Origin of the sequence: Martinezella lusitana, from assembly GCF_900094565.1 — a bacterium.
GTDB lineage: Bacteria > Pseudomonadota > Alphaproteobacteria > Rhizobiales > Rhizobiaceae > Rhizobium > Rhizobium lusitanum.
Genome location: NZ_FMAF01000013.1, coordinates 11,767 through 32,771, shown reverse-complemented (window position 1 = coordinate 32,771; position 21,005 = coordinate 11,767). Strand labels below are relative to the sequence as shown.

The window sequence follows — 21,005 nt, the reverse complement described above, 5'->3', positions numbered from 1 at the left end:
CCATCGCCCGGAAAATGCTGAACTCCTGTGGCCTCGCGGCAACCTTGGCAACAGTTACCATGGTGCTGTCGCTCGGCTTCGCAACGGCGCAGGAAGCGCCAAAGCCGGTCGTCGTCGACCCGGCTTCCAGCCAGGATGAGATCCGGCAATTCTGCACCAACATCGCCAATCCGGCCCGGGATCAGCGCTACCTGCTGCAGAAGCAGGAATTGGAGAAGCTGCAGGCGGATGTCGATCAGCGCATCGCCACCATGGACAAGCGCAAGGCGGAATACGAGGACTGGCTCAAACGCCGCGACGACTTCCTGAAGACTGCGGATCTCGGCCTGGTCGACATCTACAAGAACATGAAACCGGACGCGGCGGCGGCGAGCCTCAACGATGTCAGGATCACGGTGGCAGCGGCGATCATCATGAAGCTTTCGGCGCGCCAGTCGAGCCTCATTCTCGCGGAAATGGATGCAAAGAAGGCGGCTGTCATCACCAACATCATCTCCAGCGCATCCGACCCGAATACATCGAAGTCGAAGGACCCCACATGAACATGCGTCTTACGGCCACGTGCGCGGCCGTCGTCTTCCTCGCCGGCTGCAACTCTCAAGCTCTGAAGGAGATCGGCAGGGCGCCGGCCATGAGCCCGATCGGCAGCGGCCTGCAATACGCACAGACGCCACAGATGTCGCAATATCCGAAGCGGCCTCACCAGGTCGCGCAGGGCTATTCGCTCTGGAACGATTCGCAGGCGGCCCTCTTCAAGGACGCGCGCGCCCTCAATGTCGGCGACATCCTGACGGTGACAATCCAGATCAACGACAAGGCGAACTGGGATAACGAGACCAACCGCAACCGCACGAACAAGAGCGACATGAACTGGAACATTGCCGCCAAGATCTTCGGCTGGCAGCCTGCCACCAATGCGACGGCGACCTCGGGCTCCGATACCAGCACCGACAGCAAGGGCAAGATGCAGCGTTCCGAGCAGATCAACCTGCTCGTGGCTGCGGTCGTGACAGGCATTCTCGAGAACGGCAATCTGATGATCAGCGGCTCGCAGGAAGTCCGCATGAATCAGGAAATCCGCATTCTCAACGTCGCCGGTATCGTGCGTCCGCAGGACGTTACCGCGGACAATACGATTTCCTACGACAAGATCGCCGAGGCGCGTATTTCCTACGGCGGCCGTGGTCGTCTGACGGAAATACAGCAGCCGCCGTCGGGTCAGCAGGCCGTCGACTTGCTGTCGCCGCTCTGACGGCCGGTGGCATCGGATAGTTTGATAACGGACGGACAAGGACATGGCAGTAGCCACAGACGAACCGGCAAAAGGCAAGGGATCACCGCTGATCATGACGATCGTCGGGCTGCTGGTGCTGACCGTGCTCGGCGGCGGTGGCGGCTGGCTGCTCGGCACAGTGGTCGCCCCGAGGATCAAGACGGCCACGGCGGCCATGCAGACAACCAAGCAAGCCGCCGGCGACAGCAAGCAGGCCGCGGCGGCCGCTCTGGCGAACGGTATCATCGCGCTCGATCCGATCACCGCCAATCTCGCCTATCCCTCGCAAAACTGGATAAGGCTCGAACTTGCGCTGGTATTCAAGGGTCAGCCCGACGCGCAACTCGCCCAGGCCATCCATCAGGATATCATGGCCTATATCCGCACGGTCTCCCTGCAGCAGATCGAAGGCGCGCGGGGGATGCAATATCTTCGGGATGACATTCAAGAGCGTGTTGACCTGCGCTCGGAAGGACGCGTATCGAAAGTTATGTTCAGAACTTTCGTGATCGAATGATTCGGTTAATACTTGTCCTATCTGTATTAGTTATTGCTGTATTGTCGCCTGAACTGGCGATGGCGCAGCAATTGCCGCAACAGCTCCCCACCGATCTTCTGAACGTGCCCGTAAATGGGTCGGTCGCGGCCTGGATCATCCGCACGTTCGGCCTGTTGACGATCCTGTCGATCGCGCCCGGCATCCTGATCATGGTGACGAGCTTTCCGCGCTTCATCATCGCTTTTTCGATCCTGCGTTCCGGCATGGGCCTGGCGACCACGCCGTCGAACATGATCCTGCTCAGCCTGGCCCTGTTCATGACCTTCTACGTCATGTCGCCGACCTTCGATCAGGCGTGGAAGGATGGCGCGCAGCCATTGCTCGCCAATCAGATTTCGGAAGCCGATGCGGTGCAGCGCATCGCCGAGCCGTTCCGCACCTTCATGTCCAACAATACCCGCGACAAGGACATCAAGCTTTTCGTCGATCTGGCGCAGGAGCGCGGTCAGACGCCGGTGGTTGACAACAAGATCGACTACCGTGTTCTGATCCCGGCCTTTATGATCTCGGAGATCCGTCGCGGTTTCGAGATCGGTTTTCTTGTGGTACTGCCGTTTCTCGTCATCGACCTGATCGTATCCACCATCGTCATGGCCATGGGCATGATGATGTTGCCGCCGACCTCGATCTCGCTGCCGTTCAAGATTCTCTTCTTCGTGCTGATCGACGGCTGGAACCTGCTGGTCGGCAGCCTCGTCCGTTCCTTCCACTGATAGTCAGTCGCCGGCGATCGTCGGAAACTGGTTCCCGACGATCTGCAAGCCTTATTCGGCGGCGATTGCCGCCGCGTTCTGATCATAAGTCAGAAAAGGCTCCATGCGGAGCGGCAGCGCCGGCACATCCATGTGGTCGGGCGCAAGGCCCTGCTTGGCGCGCGCCACCATCATCTCGAAGGCCGTCTCCAGATGGTGGGTGAAGCGCTCGGCGTCGAAGAGCGGCATGATCGAGCGATTGACGGCCAGTGTTTCCTTGAACTGCGCAATGCGTTCCGGCTGGCTGGCGAGCTCTACCGCCATATCCTCATAGCCTTGGACGTTCTCGGCCACCAGTTCCGGCAAGCCGATCGCGTTCAGCAGGCTTTCGCTGACGCGGGAAGCGAAGTTGGTGCCCTTCGTGGTGAGGACCGGCAGGCCGCCCCAGAGCTGCTCCGACGTGGTCGTATGACCGTTGACGGGGAAGGTGTCGAGGCCGAGATCGGCAAGCTGCTGACGATCGATGTGGTCCTCGTAGCGAATACGGGTGGTGAAGACGACCCGCTTGCGGTTGACACCGCGCGCTTCCAGACGTGACCAGAGATTGGCTTCGGCGCGGGGGCCGTTGCAAAGCAGCCAGAGCACGCTGTCCCTGCTGCGCTTCAAAATGTTGCACCATACGTCGACCATCTGCGACGTGACCTTACGGTTGCCGTTGAAGGAGGCGAAGACGAAGGCCTCCTCGGGCAGGCCGTGCTGCGCGCGCGTCGTCGGCCTTGGCTTCGGGCGGTACAGCGGATCGTTCGGCTGATAGCATTCGGGCAGGCGGCAGAACTTCTCGTGGAAATGCGCCTTCGAATGGTCTGGCAGCACGTAGGGGTCGCCGACGATGTAATCGAGATCGATATTGACGGCCGTGCCGGGGAAACCCAGCCAGGCAGCCTGGATCGGGGCGGCCATGTGATTGAGGATGCGGGCGCGGCTTTCCTTGGTATGTCCCTTGAGGTCGACCAGGATGTCGATACCGCGGGCGCGGATCATTTCCGCAGCAGCCTGGTCGGAAAGGCTGCGAACGTCGACCATCGCCCCCCATTTGGCGTGATCGAATTCCTGCTCCCGCTGGGAAGACAGATCCGAATGGTCGAAGAGCGTGATCTCGAACCGATCCCTGTCATGCAGTTCCAGGGTACGCTGCATGAGTTTCATGGTCGCATGTCCCGGCCAGAAGTCGGACGACAGATAGCCGATGCGTATCTTGTTGCCCCATACATGCGGGGCCTCGCGCCGTGCCTCGGCATGGCCGGCTGGCAGCGGCACGGTATCGTGGATCGCAAGCTTGTTGATCGCCTCGTCGCCGCACCAGTGCAGATGGAAGAAGGGATTGTCCGGAATCACATAGTCGAGATTGCCTTGCGCGATCGACGCGGTGATGGGGGCCATGTGCTTGTCGACGACTGCAAGGTCGGACACCTCGCGGGCGAAGATCAAATAGAGCGTGCGAAAGATGATGTTGTCGGGGTGCTTTTTGAACAGCGTCGCGACGATGTGTCGGTTGCCCTCGTCATAGAGATCGTCCGTCAGGAGTTTTGCCGCCATCAGCCGATGTCTGAGTTCGGGTCCTTCGACCAGCACGGTCTTGAAGCCGGCGAGGAGTTCCTTCTGCTGACGGCTCAGGAAAATGCGGGTGAGGACGAAGGCAAGGTCCGGATCCTTGAACGCCATCGGCAGGATCAGACTTCCGATCGCCAGCGCCTGATCGTCGTTGCCGCAATCGCCGTGCAACAGCAGCGCTTCGCGAAGATAGTCCTCGCGACGGGGCTTTTGCCTGCCTGCCAGCTCGTAGGCGCTTGCCGCATCCGATTTGAACCCGAGCTTGAGCAATGTTTTCGCCAGCAATGCGTAGGTCTTCGGCGACCTGTCGACGTTAAGCAATTCGTTCAGCGTTTCCAGCGCGCGCGTATATTGTCCCTTCTGATAGAAACCGGACGCTGTCACAAAGGCGTTTTTCGTATTCACGAGCGAGAACTCCGAGCGGAATGTTGAACTGGCTCCGGTCGAAGACCGAGCGCCGGCATCATGGATTCGCCTCATCATCGCGCGCGTAGCTTGCCTGAAACCGAAGCACCGATCGAAAAGGTCTTCATGCTTTCTTAGCTACGTTTCGGAGAGATATTTCCCGGCATCCGGCGTTTAATGAATTGGCAAGCAATGGATGCGAGTGTCCTTGCGACATGACGGGTTTGGTCCGCTAGGAAATGGATCGAGGAGCATGAAGCCGCTCCGTCATCGCCGGTATTCCCAGTCCGGTATGTCCTCCTTTTTGTATCCAGTTTTCAGGGGACAACCTCAATGACCAGCATCATTACCAACAATTCCGCAATGGCCGCCCTCCAGACGCTGAAGGGCATCAGCAGCAGCCTCCAGAGCACTCAGAGCGCCGTTTCGTCCGGCCTGCGCATCTCCAAGGCTTCCGACAACGCTGCTTACTGGTCGATCGCCACCAGCATGAAGTCCGACGACAGCGCCCTCGGCGCCGTTTCTGACGCTCTCGGCCTCGGCGCCGCCAAGGTTGATACGGCATCGACGGCCGTCACCAGCGCCATCGACGTCGTCGGTCAGATCAAGAACAAGCTCGTCACCGCCATGGAAGGTTCGGTCGACAAGTCGTCCGTCCAGCAGGAAATCGGCCAGCTGCAGCAGCAGCTGCAGAGCGTTGCCCAGTCGGCTTCGTTCAACGGCGAAAACTGGGTCATCGCCAAGGGCGGCGACTCCGCTTCGGTTGTTTCCTCCTTCATCCGTGGCACCAACGGCACCGTTTCGGTCAGCACGACGTCCTACGCGTTCGACTCCGGCGCAACCGGCAACGTTCTGTTCGGTGCGAGTGCATCCGGCACGATCGACACGACGTCTGGCATTCTCGGCACCGCGACCGGTTCTTACTCGGTCTTCAGCCTTGACATCTCCGGCATGACCGGCGGCCAGATCTCCAGCTCCCTCAACATGGTTCAGACCGCTCTGAACTCGTTGACCAGCATGGGTTCGAAGCTTGGCTCGATCTCGGGTCGTATCGACCTGCAGACGACCTTCGCCTCCTCGCTCTCCAGCTCGATCGAATCGGGCGTTGGCAAGCTGGTTGACGCCAACATGGAACAGGAATCGAGCAAGCTGTCCGCCCTGCAGACGCAGCAGCAGCTGGCCGTCCAGTCCCTGTCGATCGCCAACTCCTCGACCCAGTCGATCCTGTCGCTCTTCCGTTAATCGGAAGCGTCGGCGCAGCGCGCCGGTCGAAATCTCTGAACAAGAAGTCAACCGCGCCTATCAAAGGCGCGGTTTTCCTTTTTCGTCGCTTGCTGCTGCGGTGGCCGTTACGAAGCGGCTGCAAGTGTTGCGCCAGCCTTGCCGCGAACCGCATCGACGAAGCCGTCGAACAGCTTGCGCATGGCGACCTGCTTGTAGGGATAGATGGCTGGGTCATCCATATTATGGACCACCATCGCGACATCGAGTTCGAACACCAGCAGGCGTCCGTCGGAGAGTTCGGCGCAGTCGATGCCGAAATAATCGAGCCCGATGTGGCGGTGGAGAGCCGCAAAACTGTTCTTGTGACGAACCGCGAAGTCCGTATCGAAGTTCTCCATCCAGGCCTGCTCGACGGCGCGCTTTGCCGGGCTTTGCCCCATGCCGGCGCTCAGATAGTGCACGATCCAATGGTCGGAAAGCGCCATGTGGCTCGCGAAAGCCCTGCCGTTGATGAACACGACGCGCTGCTTGTTGTAGTAGCCGTCCGGGCCGCGGAAATCGATGAAGGGCGCGACGTAAAGCTCGGGAGCGGGCTGTATCTCCAGCCAGGCTGACAGTGCCGCCAGATCGACGATGCGCTCCATTCCGTGGCCGGCATGGGTGCTGATCGGTCGGATGACCAGCGGGAATGCGAGGCCCGGAACGCAGTCTTCCAGGCGTTTGACACCCGCACCAACGGCGACGAGATCCTGGCGTGATACGCGATAGGTGGTCGGCGAGAGAATTGATGGTTCATTGGCCAGCATTTCGCTCACGCCGTCGCGTGTCAGCCTACTGATCAGTTCGGGATTGCGGTTCATGACAGGGCCGTCGAAACCTGCAAGCAGCTTTTGCATATGGGCGAGGAGAGGCGCGTTCTCGGTCGATTCCCCGATTGCCATGAAGGCCACGTCATATTCCGGCAGATCTGCGAGCGCGGTGGTTTCGAGGTCGACATAGTGCAACCACAACACACAATTGCTGCCCGCCAGCAGGAAGTCCACCGGCGTGTTCGCCATGAAATCGCCTTCCGTGACGAAGGCCAGAAGGTGCGGGCCGGTTCCATTGCCATGGACCACACAGAAATCGCGGCGCAACTGCACGGCATTGTGCAGGATCTGGCGGGCCTCCTCGGTGCGGCCCAGCGTCTGCAGGATCGTCGCCAGGTCCAGGAGTGCTGCGGCATCGGTATCATCCGCCGTCGCGCGCTGCATCAGCTCGTTCCAGAGCGGCGTCACGTCGCGGCCGGCATAGACGAGCGATACGATTCTCTGCATGCCCAGAATGCGGGCGGCGGCAGACGTGTCCAGTGAGGCCGAGGCGGCAAAAGGGGCTTTGGTCATCAGCATTGGCGAAGATCCTGTCGGGAACCGAGTGTCAAAATGCCTTGAACGAGCGCGTCTATGTCCGCCTGTCGCGTGCGATGGTTCACGATCGCGGCGCGGATTGCCGGCTGTCCGTTCAGATGGGTCAGAGACGGAGCGACCCGGCCTTCGGCATGGAGGCGTTCAACGATATCAGCGTTAATGGCCGGCGGTGCCTTGCCGTCGGGGCCGACATAGGCAAAGCAGACGATATTGAGCGCGACAGGCGACAGCAGCTTCAGGGCCGGCTCCCGCTCGACCTTTCGCGCAAGGTCGCGCGCCAGCATGCAATTGGCGTTCATCGCATTGCCCAGCGCCTTGATGCCATAGGTCTTCAGAGTGAACCAGGTCTTCAGCGCGCGGAAGCCGCGGGAAAGATCCGGACCGTAATCGCAGGGCCACCAGTCGCCGCCCGCAAGTCCCGTGGCTGCACGGCTGAGATAAGCGGCTTCCGATGCAAAGGTTTGACGCTGCCACTCGCTGTCTCGAACGAGCAGGAAGCCGGCATCGTAGGGTACCTGGCCCCATTTGTGGAAATCGAAGGCCAGCGAATCGCAGGTCTCGATGCCCGCGAACAGATCGGCGAGATCCTCGCTCAGGATACCCAGCGCGCCCAGCGCACCGTCGACGTGAAAATGAAGATCATAGCGGTCGGCGATGCCGCGCAGTGCGGCCAGATCGTCAACGGCGCCGGTATTCACGGTTCCAGCACTTCCGATCACGAGGAACGGCCTGTGCCCATCCTGCCTGTCGCGCAGGATCGCCTGCTCCAAGGCTTCGATATCGATCTGTCCGGCGCTGTTGACCGGGATGCGCCTCAGCTGATCGCTGCCGATCCCGGACATCTCGAAGGCGCGCGGCACGCAGCCATGCACCTCACGCGACGCATAGGCCACCAGGCGAGCTTCGTCGGATAGCCCCGTCGCGCGAACATCGACGCCGAGCTTGCGGCATCTTGCAAGTTGCACCGCCACGAAATTGGCTTGAGACGCGCCGGTCAGGAATATGCCGCCGGCCGTATCCGGAAACGAGAATATCTGGCGTGTCCAGCGGATGATCTGGCGTTCGACCTCGATCGGCATATGGTCTCGGCCGCCGAGATTGGCGTTCAGCCCTCCAGCGAGCATTTCGGCAAGCATGCCGGTAACCGTGCCGCCGCCCTGCACCCAGCCCATGAATCCCGGATGGATATTGCCGCTGCCATAGGGGAGGATGTTGTCGCGGAAAATCGCATGGACATCTTCGAGGTCGCTTGCTTCGACGGGCAACGGTGCATCGAATAGCGCGCGTCCGGAAGACGGAGCGGGTTGCCAGACCGGCTTTGCAGCAAGTGTTTGCAGATGATCGAACATGTCGTCCAGCATCTGATGGCCCTGCTTCCGCAAGGCCTGCCAGTCGTCGGGATCGAGGCTCGTCCGCTGATGGCGATCATCCGCCACCCGCCCGGCCTCCTGCAAGCTAAACATCATCACCTCGTATTCGGCCGCTGTGCCGACATTGCCGCCTGGCCGCGTCTTACTCGACATTCGTCGGATCGGCGCAATGCTATGCCGTCCAAGATGGCGCGAGGCTGACTTGCGTTGTTCAAACGCTCCAAAACGGCAAGATCACCCCGAAATCGATGCTTTCATGCACGTGAAGCGAAAAGTTCTTTGTCATACGCAATGCGAGGTGGTGGATGTGGAATCCCCGAGGGCTGGATCAGCTATTCTCCAGAAAGTATGATTCCGTTAACTTTTACGCGCGGCATTAACCTTTTGTTAAGGCTAATGCTGTCACTTGCAGCTAACGCAACGGTTGGTTAACCACTCTTAAGAGCCGGTTAACAAGCATGAGGCTGATTGCCGTTCCCGGCCGCAGACCGGAATGTCCCTTCCAAATTCAGCCACAAGGGGCACCCTTCGATGACCAGCATCCTCACCAATAACGCGGCAATGTCCGCTCTTCAGACTCTGCGCTCCATCAATACGAACCTCGAAACTACTCAAAGCCAGGTTTCATCCGGCTTTCGCGTCGCCAAGGCATCCGACAACGCTGCCTATTGGTCGATTGCAACCACCATGCGCTCCGACAACAGCGCGCTTTCCGCCGTCTCCGACGCGCTGGGGCTGGGTGCCGCCAAGGTCGATACCGCCTATACGGCAATGGACAATTCCATCACCGTCGTTCAGCAGATCAAGGACAAGCTCGTCGCCGCAACCGAAAACAGCGTCGGCAAGGCTGATGTGCAGGAGGAGCTCGCGCAGCTTCAGCAGCAGTTGGAGAGCATTGCCCAGTCCGCGTCCTTCTCCGGACAAAACTGGATGTATGCTGCCAATGGCGCGTCGGCTTCCGTCGTTTCTTCCTTTGTGCGCAACAATGACGGTACTGTTGCCGTCAACAGCACCAGCTACAGCTTCGATACCGGGTCGCAGGGCAATGTCATGTTCGGCGCGGATGCCGCAGGCGCCATCGATACAAGTTCGGGCATCCTCGGTACCAAGCAGGATATCAACGGCACATCCTATTCCGTCTTCAGCCTCGATATCACCAACATGACGAGCGGTGATATCGCCAAATCGATGAACCTTGTACAGGGCGCCCTCAACGCCATGACAAGCACCGCTTCGCAGCTTGGTTCGCTCTCGACCCGCATCGATCTGCAGACCGGCTTCGTCTCCTCCCTGCGGGATACGATCGACTCGGGCGTCGGCAAGCTCGTCGATGCGAACATGGAAGAAGAGTCGAGCAAGCTTTCGGCGTTGCAGACGCAGCAGCAACTGGCGATCCAATCGCTGCAAATCGCCAACAGCAGCGCGCAGAACGTCCTGGCGCTCTTCAAGTGAGCCTTGACCGGAGCTTACGTTGAGATGGCGCGGCGGCTTTTCTCTCTTGTCGCCGCGCATAAGCTTTTGTTAACCTTGCCGCGTAACTGATTTGCAGTTTTCTGCGCTGGGCCGTTTTTCGATCTCTTTGGAGCGATTTCGGCACCTTGTTTTAGCGACGGGCCGTGCTGGGATATCTCCCGCTGGTGGGCATGAGGCCAATCGTTGCTGCCGGATCGGCCCGGTTTGCCAGTTCCAATGGAATTACGGATATTCAGATGAGCAATGTGACGACGAACCGCGCCACGTCCGCGGCACTGACCGTGTTACGCGGAGTCAACAAAGACCTGGGTGTCGTGCAGCAGCAGGTTTCATCCGGCTTTCGCGTCCAAACTGCAAGCGACGATCCCACCTATTGGTCGATGGCGACAACGATGCGCTCGGACCAGAGCAGTCTTTCCACGATTACGGACGCACTCGGCCTCGGCTCCTCCAAGGTCGACACGGCGTCCACGGCCATGGACAACGTCGTAAGCCTGCTGACCCAGATCCAGACCAAGCTGGTTTCTGCAAAGGAGTCCGGCACGAACAAGGATGCCGTCAATGCCGATATTCAGCAGCTCAAGGGTCAGCTGCAATCGGTCACGCAGTCAGCGTCCTTCTCCGGCGAGAACTGGCTCTACAATGCCGATCAGCAGGCCGCGACGCAGCAATCCGTAATCAGCAACTTCACCCGCGGTGCCAGCGGGCAGATAAGCCCCGTGTCGATCAACTACGACAGTTCGCAAACCCTGATGATCGATACTGTCGATCCGAGCCGCGGATTGTTGACGAAGAATGTCGATGCAAGCACGCTCGACACCTCGAGCAGCAGCACTACGGCCCGCAACTATTATCTTCTGGCCGCCGATAGCGGCACGACGCCCGCAGGTGGGACGGAAATCGCGATCTCGAACAGCACGACGGACGCTGAATTGACGGATATGCTCAATGTCACGAATTCGCTTCTGACGTCTGCAACCGCGGCGGATTCGACCCTTGGCCTGATGAAGTCGCGCATCGACGATCAGTCCAGCTATATTTCAAAGCTCAGTGACGCCATCAAGAGCAGTGTCGGCGATCTTGTCGATACGAACATGGAAGAGGCATCGGTGCGGCAGAATGCCCTTCAGACGGCGCAGCAGATGGGCGTTCAGTCGTTGTCGATCGCCAATAGCATGGCGAGCAAGGTGTTGATTCTCCTTCAGGGGAAATGATGGTGGGGCGGCGCGGCCAGATCGGCAGCGGTCCCGTCTTCATCCTCGCACAAGTTTGACTGCCTACGGTCCATCGCAGTGGCATGGTTGCGCAGTTTGCCGATGACATCAGTCGTCATTTCCGGCAGCGCAGCCACAGGACGGAAACCGGAAGCGTGATGATCGACGTTTTGAGCATGGGAATTGTTCGGCCCTCTTATGGCATCCACTCGCAACGCCATGCCGATGCGAACGGGGAGATACACGCGTGAGCTTGGTATTATCCCGATACCTCAAGGATTTCAGTGCCGAGCAGGCGCCACCTTCCGACGTGGCGGACATGCCATTCGGCGAGACAGCCTTTGTTCCGGATAGTCCGGTAGAGCCGCCGGTTGATATCGAGGCGGAGCGCCGCGAGGCATATGCGGAAGGGCACGAGGCGGCCACGCAGGAACTGTCTGAGAAGCATCAGGCTGAGCTCGATGCCATGGCGGACTCGTTCCGCAATGAAATCGATGCCCTCCGAGCGCGCTACGAGGAGCAGGCAGCGGAAAGGATTGCGGCGGACATGACGCGTATGGCGGCGATGCTCGGCCAGGCGATCAGCGCGGAAGCCGCCGCGGCGCTTGCACCGATCATGACCGAAACGCTGACCGCCAGCGCCGTCGCCGATCTTGCCGATCTGGTCAAGGCAGCGATCCTCGACGGCAGCGCCGGCCCGATGGTGGTCAGTGGGCCGCATCATCTCTTTGAAGCCCTTCAAGACCATCTCGGCGACGATGGCGCTCTCCTGCGCCACGTCGAAGCGCCGGATGTCGATCTCGCCGTTACCATCGGCGATAGCGTTCTTGTGACGCGCATGTCCGCCTGGGCCGCCAGTCTGAGAGAGATTCTGAAATGAGCGACGGCGATCAAAATCAGGGCAAGCACGAGATCATCATCGTCAAGCGTCATGGCGGCGGCGATCACGAAGGCGGCCACGGAGGCGCATGGAAGATCGCCTATGCCGACTTCATGACGGCCATGATGGCATTCTTCCTGGTGATGTGGCTAGTGAACGCTGCAAACGAGGAGACGAAGGCCTCGGTCGCCTCCTATTTCAATCCGATCAAGCTTGCCGATGAGAAGCCGACGGAGAAGGGCGTCAAGAAGCCTGTGGACCAGGCTGAAGGCGAGAAGAATCAGCAGAAGTCAAATCAGCCGCAGGACAGACCGAACGACGGCAAATCCGCCAAGACTGGCGAAGACCTGACGTCCACCTCCGGCGACCAGACGAACTACTCGGAGGCCGACTTCTTCGAGAACCCCTATTCGGTCCTGGCGGAAATCGCACAGGAAGTCGGTCAGCAGGCCAATGTCAGCGCCAAGGGTGAGGGCGGTGCCGCCCAGTCGGGTCCGGCCACGGGCGCGGACGGCGGTCAAGCCTATCGCGATCCATTCGATCCGGATTTCTGGACCAAGCAGGTCAAGGTCTCCAGCGCGTCGAAGAATGCGAACGAGGAACAGTCCGCCAAGTCGGATCAGTCGCCAAAGGGCGAAGTCATCGCACTTTCCAAGGCAACCGCGGCCGATACCGGCCAGCCGGCCAATCAGCTGCAGACCCCCGAACAGCAACCGACGGTGAGCGAGCAGCAGGCATCCGGCGCGCAGCAGCAGAACAATCGGGCAGGGAAGTCGGCACAGACCGCGAGCGCCGCCGGGCAAAGCGATGCCTCGACCTTCGAGGACAACGCCGCCGTGGCGCAGGGCAAGAGCACGACGCCGACCAAGGCGCAGCAGCAGGAAGCCAAGGAACTGCAGCAGGCGATACAGTCTGAGATCAACGGTGTCGCGGGCCAGCTGGCCGAGGGTCTGCAGGTTACGTCGACCGAAGGCGGTCTGTTGGTGACGATCTCCGACCAGAGCAACGATCCGATGTTCAACATAGGCTCCGCCGTGCCGCGCCGGGAAATGGTGATGGCTATGGAGAAGATCGGCAAGATCCTGGCGGAGCGCAAGGGATCGATCCTGGTCCGGGGTCATACCGACGGCCGCCCCTATATGGTTGGCGGCCGCAACGACAACTGGCGGCTGTCGCTCGACCGCGCCCAGAGTGCCTACTATATGCTGACCAGCGGCGGACTGGATGAGAAGCGGATCGTACAGGTCTCCGGCTTTGCAGACCGGCGCCTGAAATTGCCCGACGATCCCTTCAACGACGCCAATCGCCGTATCGAGATCCTGATTGCGAACCCGTCGAGCCAGGCGTCGAAAGACCAGGCACCTCCCGATACCCAGAACCCCGTGAAGCCCATTCCGGGCAAGGGCAAGTCAGGTCAAGGCAAACAGGGATAGTCCATGGCGCGCAAACAGCATCGTCATAGCCTTGTGCTCGCGCTGACCTTCGGCATGCTCGTGCCGGGTGGTGTTCGCGCCGAGGGGCAGGACGTCCTGCCACTCTACAAGATGCTGCGCTCGCTCGAATTCATCCAGGATTCCGTCGTCGCAGGCGACAGCTCCGCCGGTGAAATGCAGCGTTTCATGCTGGCCACCATCGATGAGCGCCTGCGCAATGTGGACAAGGCGGTCTTCGACGACGACCGTAACGTCGATGCTGCCCTGATCTACACGATGAGCGGTGGCAATCCGGCAACGCTCGAATATCTGATGTCGCGCGACGTCAATGGCAATTTCGACAACCGGGTTGCCGACGTTCTCAGGAAGTATCTGAACGGCAAGGGTCTTCTGGTCGTCAACACGCTCGCCGACATTGCCAGGGAATATCGTGACAAGCCGATCGGCCCCTACCTCGCACTGGTTGCCGGCAATGTGATGTCCGGAAAGAACCCGACGGCGGCCTTGAAGCTTTATGACTGGGCGCGTTTGACCGCGCCGGGGACGATCGTGGAGGAATCGGCACTTCGACGTTCGCTTGCCCTGTGCACCGATGCCGGGCTGGTGCCATCAGGGCTCGAATACGCGCGGCGCTACACGAGGCGCTTTCTGCATTCGCCCTATGCAAGCCAGTTCGCCGATCTTTTCGTGCAGCTGGTCGTCGATCACGACTCCGCTGTCAAACAGCAGGATATCGTCGATATCCTCTCCTTCATGGATCCTCCCAGGCAACGGGAAATCTATCTGCGTATGGCACGCCGTGCGGCGATCGCCGGCAAGTCCGATCTCGCGACGCTCGCGGCCGGTCGTGCCCAGGCGATATCAAACGACGGCAGCGACGCCTTCGGCGCATTGGCGGGCTTCTACGGCGGGGTTGCGGGCGTATCCACGCCAGCTTTGCAATCGGCGGTCAACAATCTCGACCAGATGCCTGCGGGTGAACTGAACGCGGAGGATCGTGCGTTGCGCGATGCCGCCAAGGCGGTGGCGCAGGAGATTCTACGCGCACCCGACCCCGCAAGCCTCGGGCAAGGCACTGTTCCTAACCTGCCCAACCAACAGAGTACTGAACACGATGCTGCTGTGACGAATCAACCGGGAGGCCAATTGCCCGGCACGGCGGGTGTTGAGGAGGGAGCCGCGGCAAGCGCTGCTCTTACCCCGGAGGGAGGGCGGCAGGAGGCCGACCCTTCGTTCAACGCATTCGTCACGACGAGCCGTTCGAAGCTTGATGCGATCGACGGCATGTTGAAGCAGGAAAGTCACTGATCATGAACGACATCGGTATATCCGGCGCCTCTTCAGGGGTGGATGTTCTTGCTTCCTCCAAGGGTGCGCGCCCGGGAAAACAGGATGACGGCAAGGGATTTCTGGATGCGCTGACCGGCTCACTCGGCAACGGACGTAACACGTCCGGGACGAGTGCCGGCACGGACGCGAAAGCCGCTGCCGATATGAACGGGAATGCGGACACCGGGAAGGCGGCATCGGGCGATCAGGCGCCTGACGCTCCGGCTCCCAGCACTCCGGCTATCGATGAAAGCATCAATGCCGGGGCTGGAATGATCGATACTTCCGCCGCCGATCTCGCCAATCTTCCCAGCCTTCCCAAGGGCGCCAAGCTCGGGCAGGGTGCCGGGACGGCGACCCTCTCTAAATCTCTGATAGAGCTTCAAAAAGCCATTTCGGCCGGTTCCGATACCGACCCGGCCGCGGCAACGACCGATCCGACCGCAGCGACGACTGATCCAGCTATGCCTTCTCCCGAGGCGCGTGACGTGCCGGCGCAGCCCAAGGTCCTGGATCAGTTTGCGGATATGGCGCAGCAGCTGGTCGAGGTGGCCGCAGCCGCTGACCAGCCGGCGCCAGCCGAAGGTGACGGCAAGGCACCGGTCGTAAAGGGCGGCAAAGGCACCTCGACGACGGATGACGGTAAGTCTTTACTAACGCAATCCGCCCATGCGGCTGGCACGATCTCTGACGCCTTGTCACTCCTCAACGCTCCGCAGACCGTTGCCGCGGTGCAAGGCGTAACGGTCCCAGATAGTCAGGCTGCAGGCGGCGATACGAAGGTTCAGGGAGCTGTGCTCGGCAATGCGGCGCTGACGCAAGACTCGTCGGACAATACGGCGGCGTTGCCTAGCGACGGCAATGGAGCGGATGCGGCGCAGACCTTTCGGCTGACACGCGCAGACGGGCGAGGCGGCGCGCTCGACATGTCGATCACCAAGAATGGTCACGACGCGGCAGATGTCAATGTGGCGGCCTCCGCGAACGGCGATGGGCAGGCGGTCACAGTGCTCGAAAGTCGCCGCTATCTGGGCCTGACCGCCAGCCCCAACTCGGCGCTCGTTGCCGGTTCGCTTGCCGGCGATCGCGAATGGTCGGCTGCGATGCAGCCGGGCTCGGCGCTCTCCAACGCAGCAAGCTTGACGAGCACCGGCAAGGTCGTCAACACCCTCAAGATCCAGCTGCGTCCCGACAATCTCGGCGATGTCACGGCCACCATGCGGCTCTCCGGCGACCAGTTGAGCGTCGACCTGAAGGTGCAGACGGGCGAGGCCTACAGACAGCTCCATGCCGATCAGAGCCGCATGGTCGATGCGCTGCGGGCTCAGGGCTATCAGGTCGACAGCATCACGGTGACCATGGCTTCGAATGCGGATCAGCAGTCCGACAGCGGCAGCCGGCAATCCGGATCGGGGCAGTCGCAACAGCAATCCCTCTTGAACCAGGGGCAAGGCGGCGATGCACGTCCGAAGGGCCAGAACTATTCGGGACAGCAGGCAAATGGCAATGACGGCAATCGCAGCTCGGGTGAGCGCGGCGTGGAAGATGGCGCTGCTGGCAACGCTCAGCGTTCTCGCTCTGGCGCAGTTTACCTGTGAGGCGTTCGCATCCGGAAACGCGACGCCACCCGACAACGGTGCGGCCGGCCTCTGCGAACGTGAAATTCAGTCGGCCGCCGCGAAATACGGAATACCGGAAGGAATTCTTTACTCGGTCGGGTTGACGGAAACGGGACGCAAGGGTTCGCTCTATCCTTACGCCCTCAATATTGAAGGCCGGCCGGTCTTCCCGCCGTCCGAAAATGCCGCTCTGCAAGCTTTCGCCGCAGCGCGACAGAACGGCGCAAAGCTTATCGATATCGGCTGCATGCAGATAAACCAGTATTTCCACGGCGAGAATTTTCCCTCTGTTGCCGCTATGTTCGATCCTCGCAGTAACGTCGAGTATGCCGCAAAGTTTCTCCGCAATCTCCATGACCAGCATGAGACATGGACGATGGCGGTAGCTAGATACCATGCCGGTCCGAACAATAACCCCGCCCAGAAGGTCTATGTCTGTCGCGTGATCGCCAATCTGGTTGCCACCGGCTATGGAAAATGGACGCCCAACGCGGCGACCTTCTGCCAGGACTAGACAACCTATAGGTTGCATACCCCTTCCGGTTAGCCGTCACTAACTCTTTCGATGGAGTTGACAGTCGCGAGATGGCCTGAATTACATATATTAATAATGTAATAACTAACTACTTTTTTATCGGTGTAAATTGCCGAGCACCTACTATATCTAGTGCAAATCGCCCCTCGAAAGTTAATCAATTATTAATTCCCGTCACTCATTTCCGACAGTTGTTCGTGATTCGCCCGATTCGTACCCATAGTTCATCGAAACACCACACTGATTCGGAGGCGGACGAATGATCGTAGTGGTTGATGAGCGAGAGCTTGTTAAAGACGGATATACTTCACTTTTTGGACGGGAAGGCATCCCATCCACGGGATTTGATCCTCGCGAATTTGGCGAATGGGTCACGACGGCGGCAGAGGGCGATATTGCGGCAGTCGAAGCATTTCTGATCGGGCAGGGACAGCACGTATACGAGCTTCCCAGGGCGATCCGTGACCGGACGATGGCACCCGTCATCGCGGTCAGCGATCATCCCTCGCTCGAATCGACTCTTGCGCTTTTTGATTGTGGCGTCGACGATGTGGTCCGCAAGCCGGTGCATCCGCGGGAGATCCTGGCACGGGCCGCGGCAATCCGCCGTAGGCTCAAGGCAATCACCAACTACACCGATATTGGCGCGATTCGCATCTTTGCCGATGGTCGCGACCCGGAAATCAACGGTGATGTTTTTGCATTGCCGCGGCGTGAGCGGCGCATCCTGGAATACTTGATCGCCAATCGCGGCCGCCGGGTGACCAAGACGCAAATCTTCAATGCGATCTACGGCATCTTCGATGAGGAAGTCGAAGAAAATGTGGTGGAGAGCCATATCTCGAAGCTGCGCAAGAAGCTGCGCAAGAAGCTTGGTTTCGATCCGGTCGATTCCAAGCGCTTCCTGGGTTACTGCATCGATTGGAGCTGAAGCTCCCGATCCTGCCTCCAGTCAGTTGAATTCAAGCAGAAGCCCGAGAATCCAGCGATTCTCGGGCTTTTGCTTGAGCAGTCGTCAGGCTGTGTTTTCTTTCTAAGGTGCGTCGTCTCTTACCATTTGCCGTCTCGTTGATGCGCGGGCGGATGCAAGGCGACGCTCTTCGAAAAGTCGCCTCGCGACGAATGACTTTTCCTCCTCTCAGACAGCTTCACGCAAGGCCCGCCACCTACTCTCAGTCGCAAGAAGGAAAACGAGGATTCCAGATGAGCATTTTCGGTAGCATGAAAACCGCGGTTTCAGGGATGAACGCACAGGCGAATCGTTTGGGGACCGTTTCGGACAACATCGCCAACTCCAGCACGACAGGCTACAAAGAGGCGTCGACGAGCTTCTCCTCGCTCGTGCTGCCTTCTTCCGGCGGCAGCTACAATTCCGGCGGCGTGGAGACTTCGGTTCACTATGCGATTTCGCAACAGGGCAACGTGTCGGCCACCACTTCGAGCTCCGACCTTGCAATCCAGGGTAACGGCTTTTTCGTCGTTCAGAGCGCGGCGGGACAAACGTTTCTGACCCGCGCCGGCGACTTCTCGCCCGATGCCAGCGGCAACCTGGTCAATTCCGCCGGCTTTACGCTGATGGGCTATTCCGCCGCCGCTGGCTCCCCTTCGGTTGTTGTCAACGGCTTTGGTGGCATGGTGCCGATCAATGTGACCCAGAGTGGCGTAACAGCGGTCGCAACGACGACCGGCACCATGTCGGGCAATCTCAATTCCAATGCCAAGATCGCCACCAGCAGCGCGACCGGATATCTGCCGTCCGAAAACCAGGCGCCGGTCACCACCGACACGAGCAAGGCGTCGATCACAGGCTACGACAGTCAGGGCAACGCCGTCACCTTCGACGTCTATTACACCAAGACTGCGGACAACACCTGGGATGTCTCGATCTACAACAAGGCTGACGCCGCTTCGGGTGACACGCCGTTCCCCTATTCTTCAGGCCCCGTCGGCAGCACGACCCTGACGTTCGACAGCAATGGCGCGCTGACATCGGGCGGGACGTTCGACGTCACCTTCGGATCCAACTCGCAGACGATTGCCATGGATATGACCGGCTTCTCCCAGGTAGCCACCGATTTCAGCGCCACCGGCAAGATGAACGGTCAGGCTCCCAACCCGGTGACGAGCGTCACCGTCGGTAAGGATGGCACTGTCAACGCCGTCTACAAGGACAGCTCGACCAAGGCACTCTACCGCATTCCGCTCGCCACCGTGTCAAGCCCGGACAATCTGACCGTGGAAACCGGAAACGTCTATTCGGCGAATGGTGTGTCCGGCGTAACGGTCAGCGGTTGGCCTCAGAGCGGCGGGTTCGGTTACATCCAGTCCAACGCACTGGAGGAATCCAATGTCGACCTCGCAACCGAGCTGACGAATATGATCGTATCGCAGAAGAGCTACACCGCGAACTCGAAGGTCTTCCAGGCCGGTTCCGATCTTCTCGACGTTCTCGTCAACCTCCAACGTTAAACTCCAACGTTAAAACGGATAGGGTATCGAGTCAGTCATGTCGCTCACAACAGCACTCAATAACGCACAGGCGATATTCAACAATACCGGCGCGCAGAGCAGCGTCGTATCGAACAATATCTCCAATGCTAGCAACGCGGATTATTCGCGTCGCCAGGCGATGCTGACGACCGACATGTCTGGCGCGCAGGTGGTGAAGATCGCTCGCGCCGATGAGCCGGCGCTGCAGAAGGCCTATCTCGGCAACGCGTCGGCCGACGCTGCGCAACAGCTGCTTCTGAAGGCCTATAACAGCCTTCAGTCAGCGACGATTGGCGGCAACGACAACGAGACCGCACCTGCGACCTACCTGTCTGCCTTTCAGACAGCGATGCAGACTTATGCGGGGTCGCCGTCCAGCACCACGGCGGCTCAATCCGCCATCAATGCGGCTCAAAGCCTTGCCACCGGGCTCAACGACGCCACGACCGTGGTGCAGAGCACCCGGGCCGATGCCGACAAGCAGATCGCGTCCGATGTCGATACGCTGAACGGTCTGTTGAATCAGTTCCAGACGGCAAACGACGCGGTCAAGTCCGCGACGGCAACCGCCGGGCCTACATCGAGCGCGGTCGCCGATGCGCTCGATCAACGCGATTCCGTCTTGAAGCAGATCTCGCAGATTGTCGGTGTGACGACGGTGACGCGCGCCAACAACGACGTGGCGCTCTACACCACAAACGGTGCGACCCTCTTCGAGACCATTCCGCGCTCGGTGACCTTTACGCCGACGAATTCCTACACGGCAGGCACTCCCGGCAACAATGTCTACATCGACGGTGTTGCATTGCCTGCGGGTCAGGGCGCCGCCACCACGGCGCAGGGTAGCCTCCAGGCGTCGTTGCAGGTTCGAGACGACGTCGCTCCGACCTACCAGAAACAACTCGATGAAATCGCGCGCGGTCTGGTAACGGTCTTCTCGGAGAAGAACCAGACGGATCCTACCGCAGCGGCGCAGACCGGTTTGTTTACCTGGAGCGACGGCACTGTTCCAACCAGCGCATCCGTCGTCACGGGTATGGCCGGCTCGATCACCGTCAACCCGGCATTGATCGCGTCGCAGGGCGGCAATCCGAACCTCCTGCGCGACGGCGGTATCAACGGGACGGACTATGTCGTCAACGCCAGCGGCGATAGCGGTTATTCCACCCAGCTGGATGCCTACATCACCGCCATGAACACGAAGATGGATTTCGACTCCACTGCGGGCTCCGACACCAGCGCCAGCCTCATGGATTACTCGTCCAGCTCTATCGGCTGGCTCGAGGGGCAGCGCAGCGCGGCGACGACGGCGGGTGAAAACACGTCTGCGGCACTGTCGCGCTCCTCAAGCGCCTATTCAAACGCGACCGGTGTCAATCTCGACGAAGAGCTGACGCTGATGATGGATATCGAACAGTCCTACAAGGCTGGAACCAAGATATTGAATGCAGTCAACGAGATGCTTCAATCGGTACTGGATATTGCGAGCTAA

At 60.0% G+C, this 21,005-nt stretch carries 18 protein-coding genes; 15 read left to right on the top strand and 3 right to left on the bottom strand.

Annotation, left to right across the window (positions count from 1 at the left end; genetic code table 11):
- Window positions 1-14: 14 nt before the first annotated feature.
- The 4 genes from GA0061101_RS23015 to fliP are packed head-to-tail and all read left to right on the top strand — an operon-like array spanning window position 15 to window position 2,545.
- Window positions 15-542: a MotE family protein gene (locus GA0061101_RS23015; protein ID WP_245297558.1), complete on the top strand. Its 528-nt coding sequence runs from the start codon at window positions 15-17 to the stop codon at window positions 540-542.
- Entirely contained in the window at window positions 539-1,252 is a 714-nt protein-coding gene (gene flgH, locus GA0061101_RS23010) for a flagellar basal body L-ring protein FlgH (RefSeq protein WP_092575054.1), read from the top strand. Before GA0061101_RS23015 ends, flgH begins: the two co-directional genes overlap by 4 nt.
- A 43-nt stretch (window positions 1,253-1,295) precedes the next feature.
- On the top strand, window positions 1,296-1,790 hold the full coding sequence (locus tag GA0061101_RS23005; protein WP_092575052.1) for a flagellar basal body-associated FliL family protein: 495 nt from the start codon (window positions 1,296-1,298) through the stop codon (window positions 1,788-1,790).
- The gene (gene fliP / locus GA0061101_RS23000) at window positions 1,787-2,545 is read left to right on the top strand and encodes a flagellar type III secretion system pore protein FliP (RefSeq protein WP_034513680.1); all 759 of its coding nucleotides are present in this window, start codon (window positions 1,787-1,789) and stop codon (window positions 2,543-2,545) included. Before GA0061101_RS23005 ends, fliP begins: the two co-directional genes overlap by 4 nt.
- A gap of 51 nt (window positions 2,546-2,596) precedes the next feature.
- Here fliP and GA0061101_RS22995 read toward each other — a convergent pair whose 3' ends face one another.
- Entirely contained in the window at window positions 2,597-4,540 is a 1,944-nt protein-coding gene (locus tag GA0061101_RS22995; RefSeq protein ID WP_167669586.1) for an O-linked N-acetylglucosamine transferase, SPINDLY family protein, read from the bottom strand.
- A 333-nt stretch (window positions 4,541-4,873) separates the two neighbouring features.
- On the opposite strand from GA0061101_RS22995, the gene GA0061101_RS22990 reads away from it, so the two are divergent.
- Complete coding sequence (locus tag GA0061101_RS22990; RefSeq protein WP_092575048.1) at window positions 4,874-5,782, top strand: flagellin N-terminal helical domain-containing protein; 909 nt, start codon at window positions 4,874-4,876, stop codon at window positions 5,780-5,782.
- A 107-nt stretch (window positions 5,783-5,889) separates the two neighbouring features.
- Here GA0061101_RS22990 and GA0061101_RS22985 read toward each other — a convergent pair whose 3' ends face one another.
- Window positions 5,890-7,152 carry an ATP-grasp domain-containing protein gene (locus tag GA0061101_RS22985; RefSeq protein WP_092575046.1) on the bottom strand — a complete coding sequence of 421 codons (1,263 nt, stop codon included), beginning with the start codon at window positions 7,150-7,152 and terminating at the stop codon, window positions 5,890-5,892.
- Complete coding sequence (locus GA0061101_RS22980; RefSeq protein ID WP_092575182.1) at window positions 7,146-8,633, bottom strand: pyridoxal phosphate-dependent decarboxylase family protein; 1,488 nt, start codon at window positions 8,631-8,633, stop codon at window positions 7,146-7,148. Before GA0061101_RS22980 ends, GA0061101_RS22985 begins: the two co-directional genes overlap by 7 nt.
- Before the next feature lie 438 nt (window positions 8,634-9,071).
- Between GA0061101_RS22980 and GA0061101_RS22975 the strand changes: the two genes are divergently transcribed.
- The 10 genes from GA0061101_RS22975 to flgK all read left to right on the top strand — a co-directional run bounded on the left by GA0061101_RS22975 (window position 9,072) and on the right by flgK (window position 21,005).
- Complete coding sequence (locus GA0061101_RS22975) at window positions 9,072-9,992, top strand: flagellin N-terminal helical domain-containing protein (protein ID WP_034513677.1); 921 nt, start codon at window positions 9,072-9,074, stop codon at window positions 9,990-9,992.
- A gap of 257 nt (window positions 9,993-10,249) precedes the next feature.
- Window positions 10,250-11,227 carry a flagellin N-terminal helical domain-containing protein gene (locus tag GA0061101_RS22970; RefSeq protein WP_092575044.1) on the top strand — a complete coding sequence of 326 codons (978 nt, stop codon included), beginning with the start codon at window positions 10,250-10,252 and terminating at the stop codon, window positions 11,225-11,227.
- Between the two features lie 247 nt (window positions 11,228-11,474).
- The gene (locus GA0061101_RS22960; protein ID WP_092575042.1) at window positions 11,475-12,107 is read left to right on the top strand and encodes a FliH/SctL family protein; all 633 of its coding nucleotides are present in this window, start codon (window positions 11,475-11,477) and stop codon (window positions 12,105-12,107) included.
- The gene (locus GA0061101_RS22955; protein ID WP_037203276.1) at window positions 12,104-13,540 is read left to right on the top strand and encodes a MotB family protein; all 1,437 of its coding nucleotides are present in this window, start codon (window positions 12,104-12,106) and stop codon (window positions 13,538-13,540) included. Before GA0061101_RS22960 ends, GA0061101_RS22955 begins: the two co-directional genes overlap by 4 nt.
- Window positions 13,541-13,543: 3 nt before the next feature.
- A complete protein-coding gene (motC, locus tag GA0061101_RS22950) occupies window positions 13,544-14,848 on the top strand; it encodes a chemotaxis protein MotC (RefSeq protein WP_092575040.1) in 1,305 nt (434 codons plus the stop codon).
- Between the two features lie 2 nt (window positions 14,849-14,850).
- Window positions 14,851-16,467, top strand: a complete 1,617-nt coding sequence (gene fliK, locus GA0061101_RS22945; protein WP_092575039.1) for a flagellar hook-length control protein FliK — start codon at window positions 14,851-14,853, stop codon at window positions 16,465-16,467.
- Window positions 16,415-17,002: a transglycosylase SLT domain-containing protein gene (locus GA0061101_RS22940; protein WP_037203279.1), complete on the top strand. Its 588-nt coding sequence runs from the start codon at window positions 16,415-16,417 to the stop codon at window positions 17,000-17,002. Before fliK ends, GA0061101_RS22940 begins: the two co-directional genes overlap by 53 nt.
- 280 nt (window positions 17,003-17,282) lie before the next feature.
- Window positions 17,283-17,954, top strand: a complete 672-nt coding sequence (rem, locus tag GA0061101_RS22935) for a transcriptional activator Rem (protein WP_037203280.1) — start codon at window positions 17,283-17,285, stop codon at window positions 17,952-17,954.
- A 272-nt stretch (window positions 17,955-18,226) separates the two neighbouring features.
- On the top strand, window positions 18,227-19,492 hold the full coding sequence (locus GA0061101_RS22930; RefSeq protein WP_037203282.1) for a flagellar hook protein FlgE: 1,266 nt from the start codon (window positions 18,227-18,229) through the stop codon (window positions 19,490-19,492).
- 37 nt (window positions 19,493-19,529) lie between these two features.
- Window positions 19,530-21,005, top strand: a complete 1,476-nt coding sequence (gene flgK / locus GA0061101_RS22925) for a flagellar hook-associated protein FlgK (protein WP_047555967.1) — start codon at window positions 19,530-19,532, stop codon at window positions 21,003-21,005.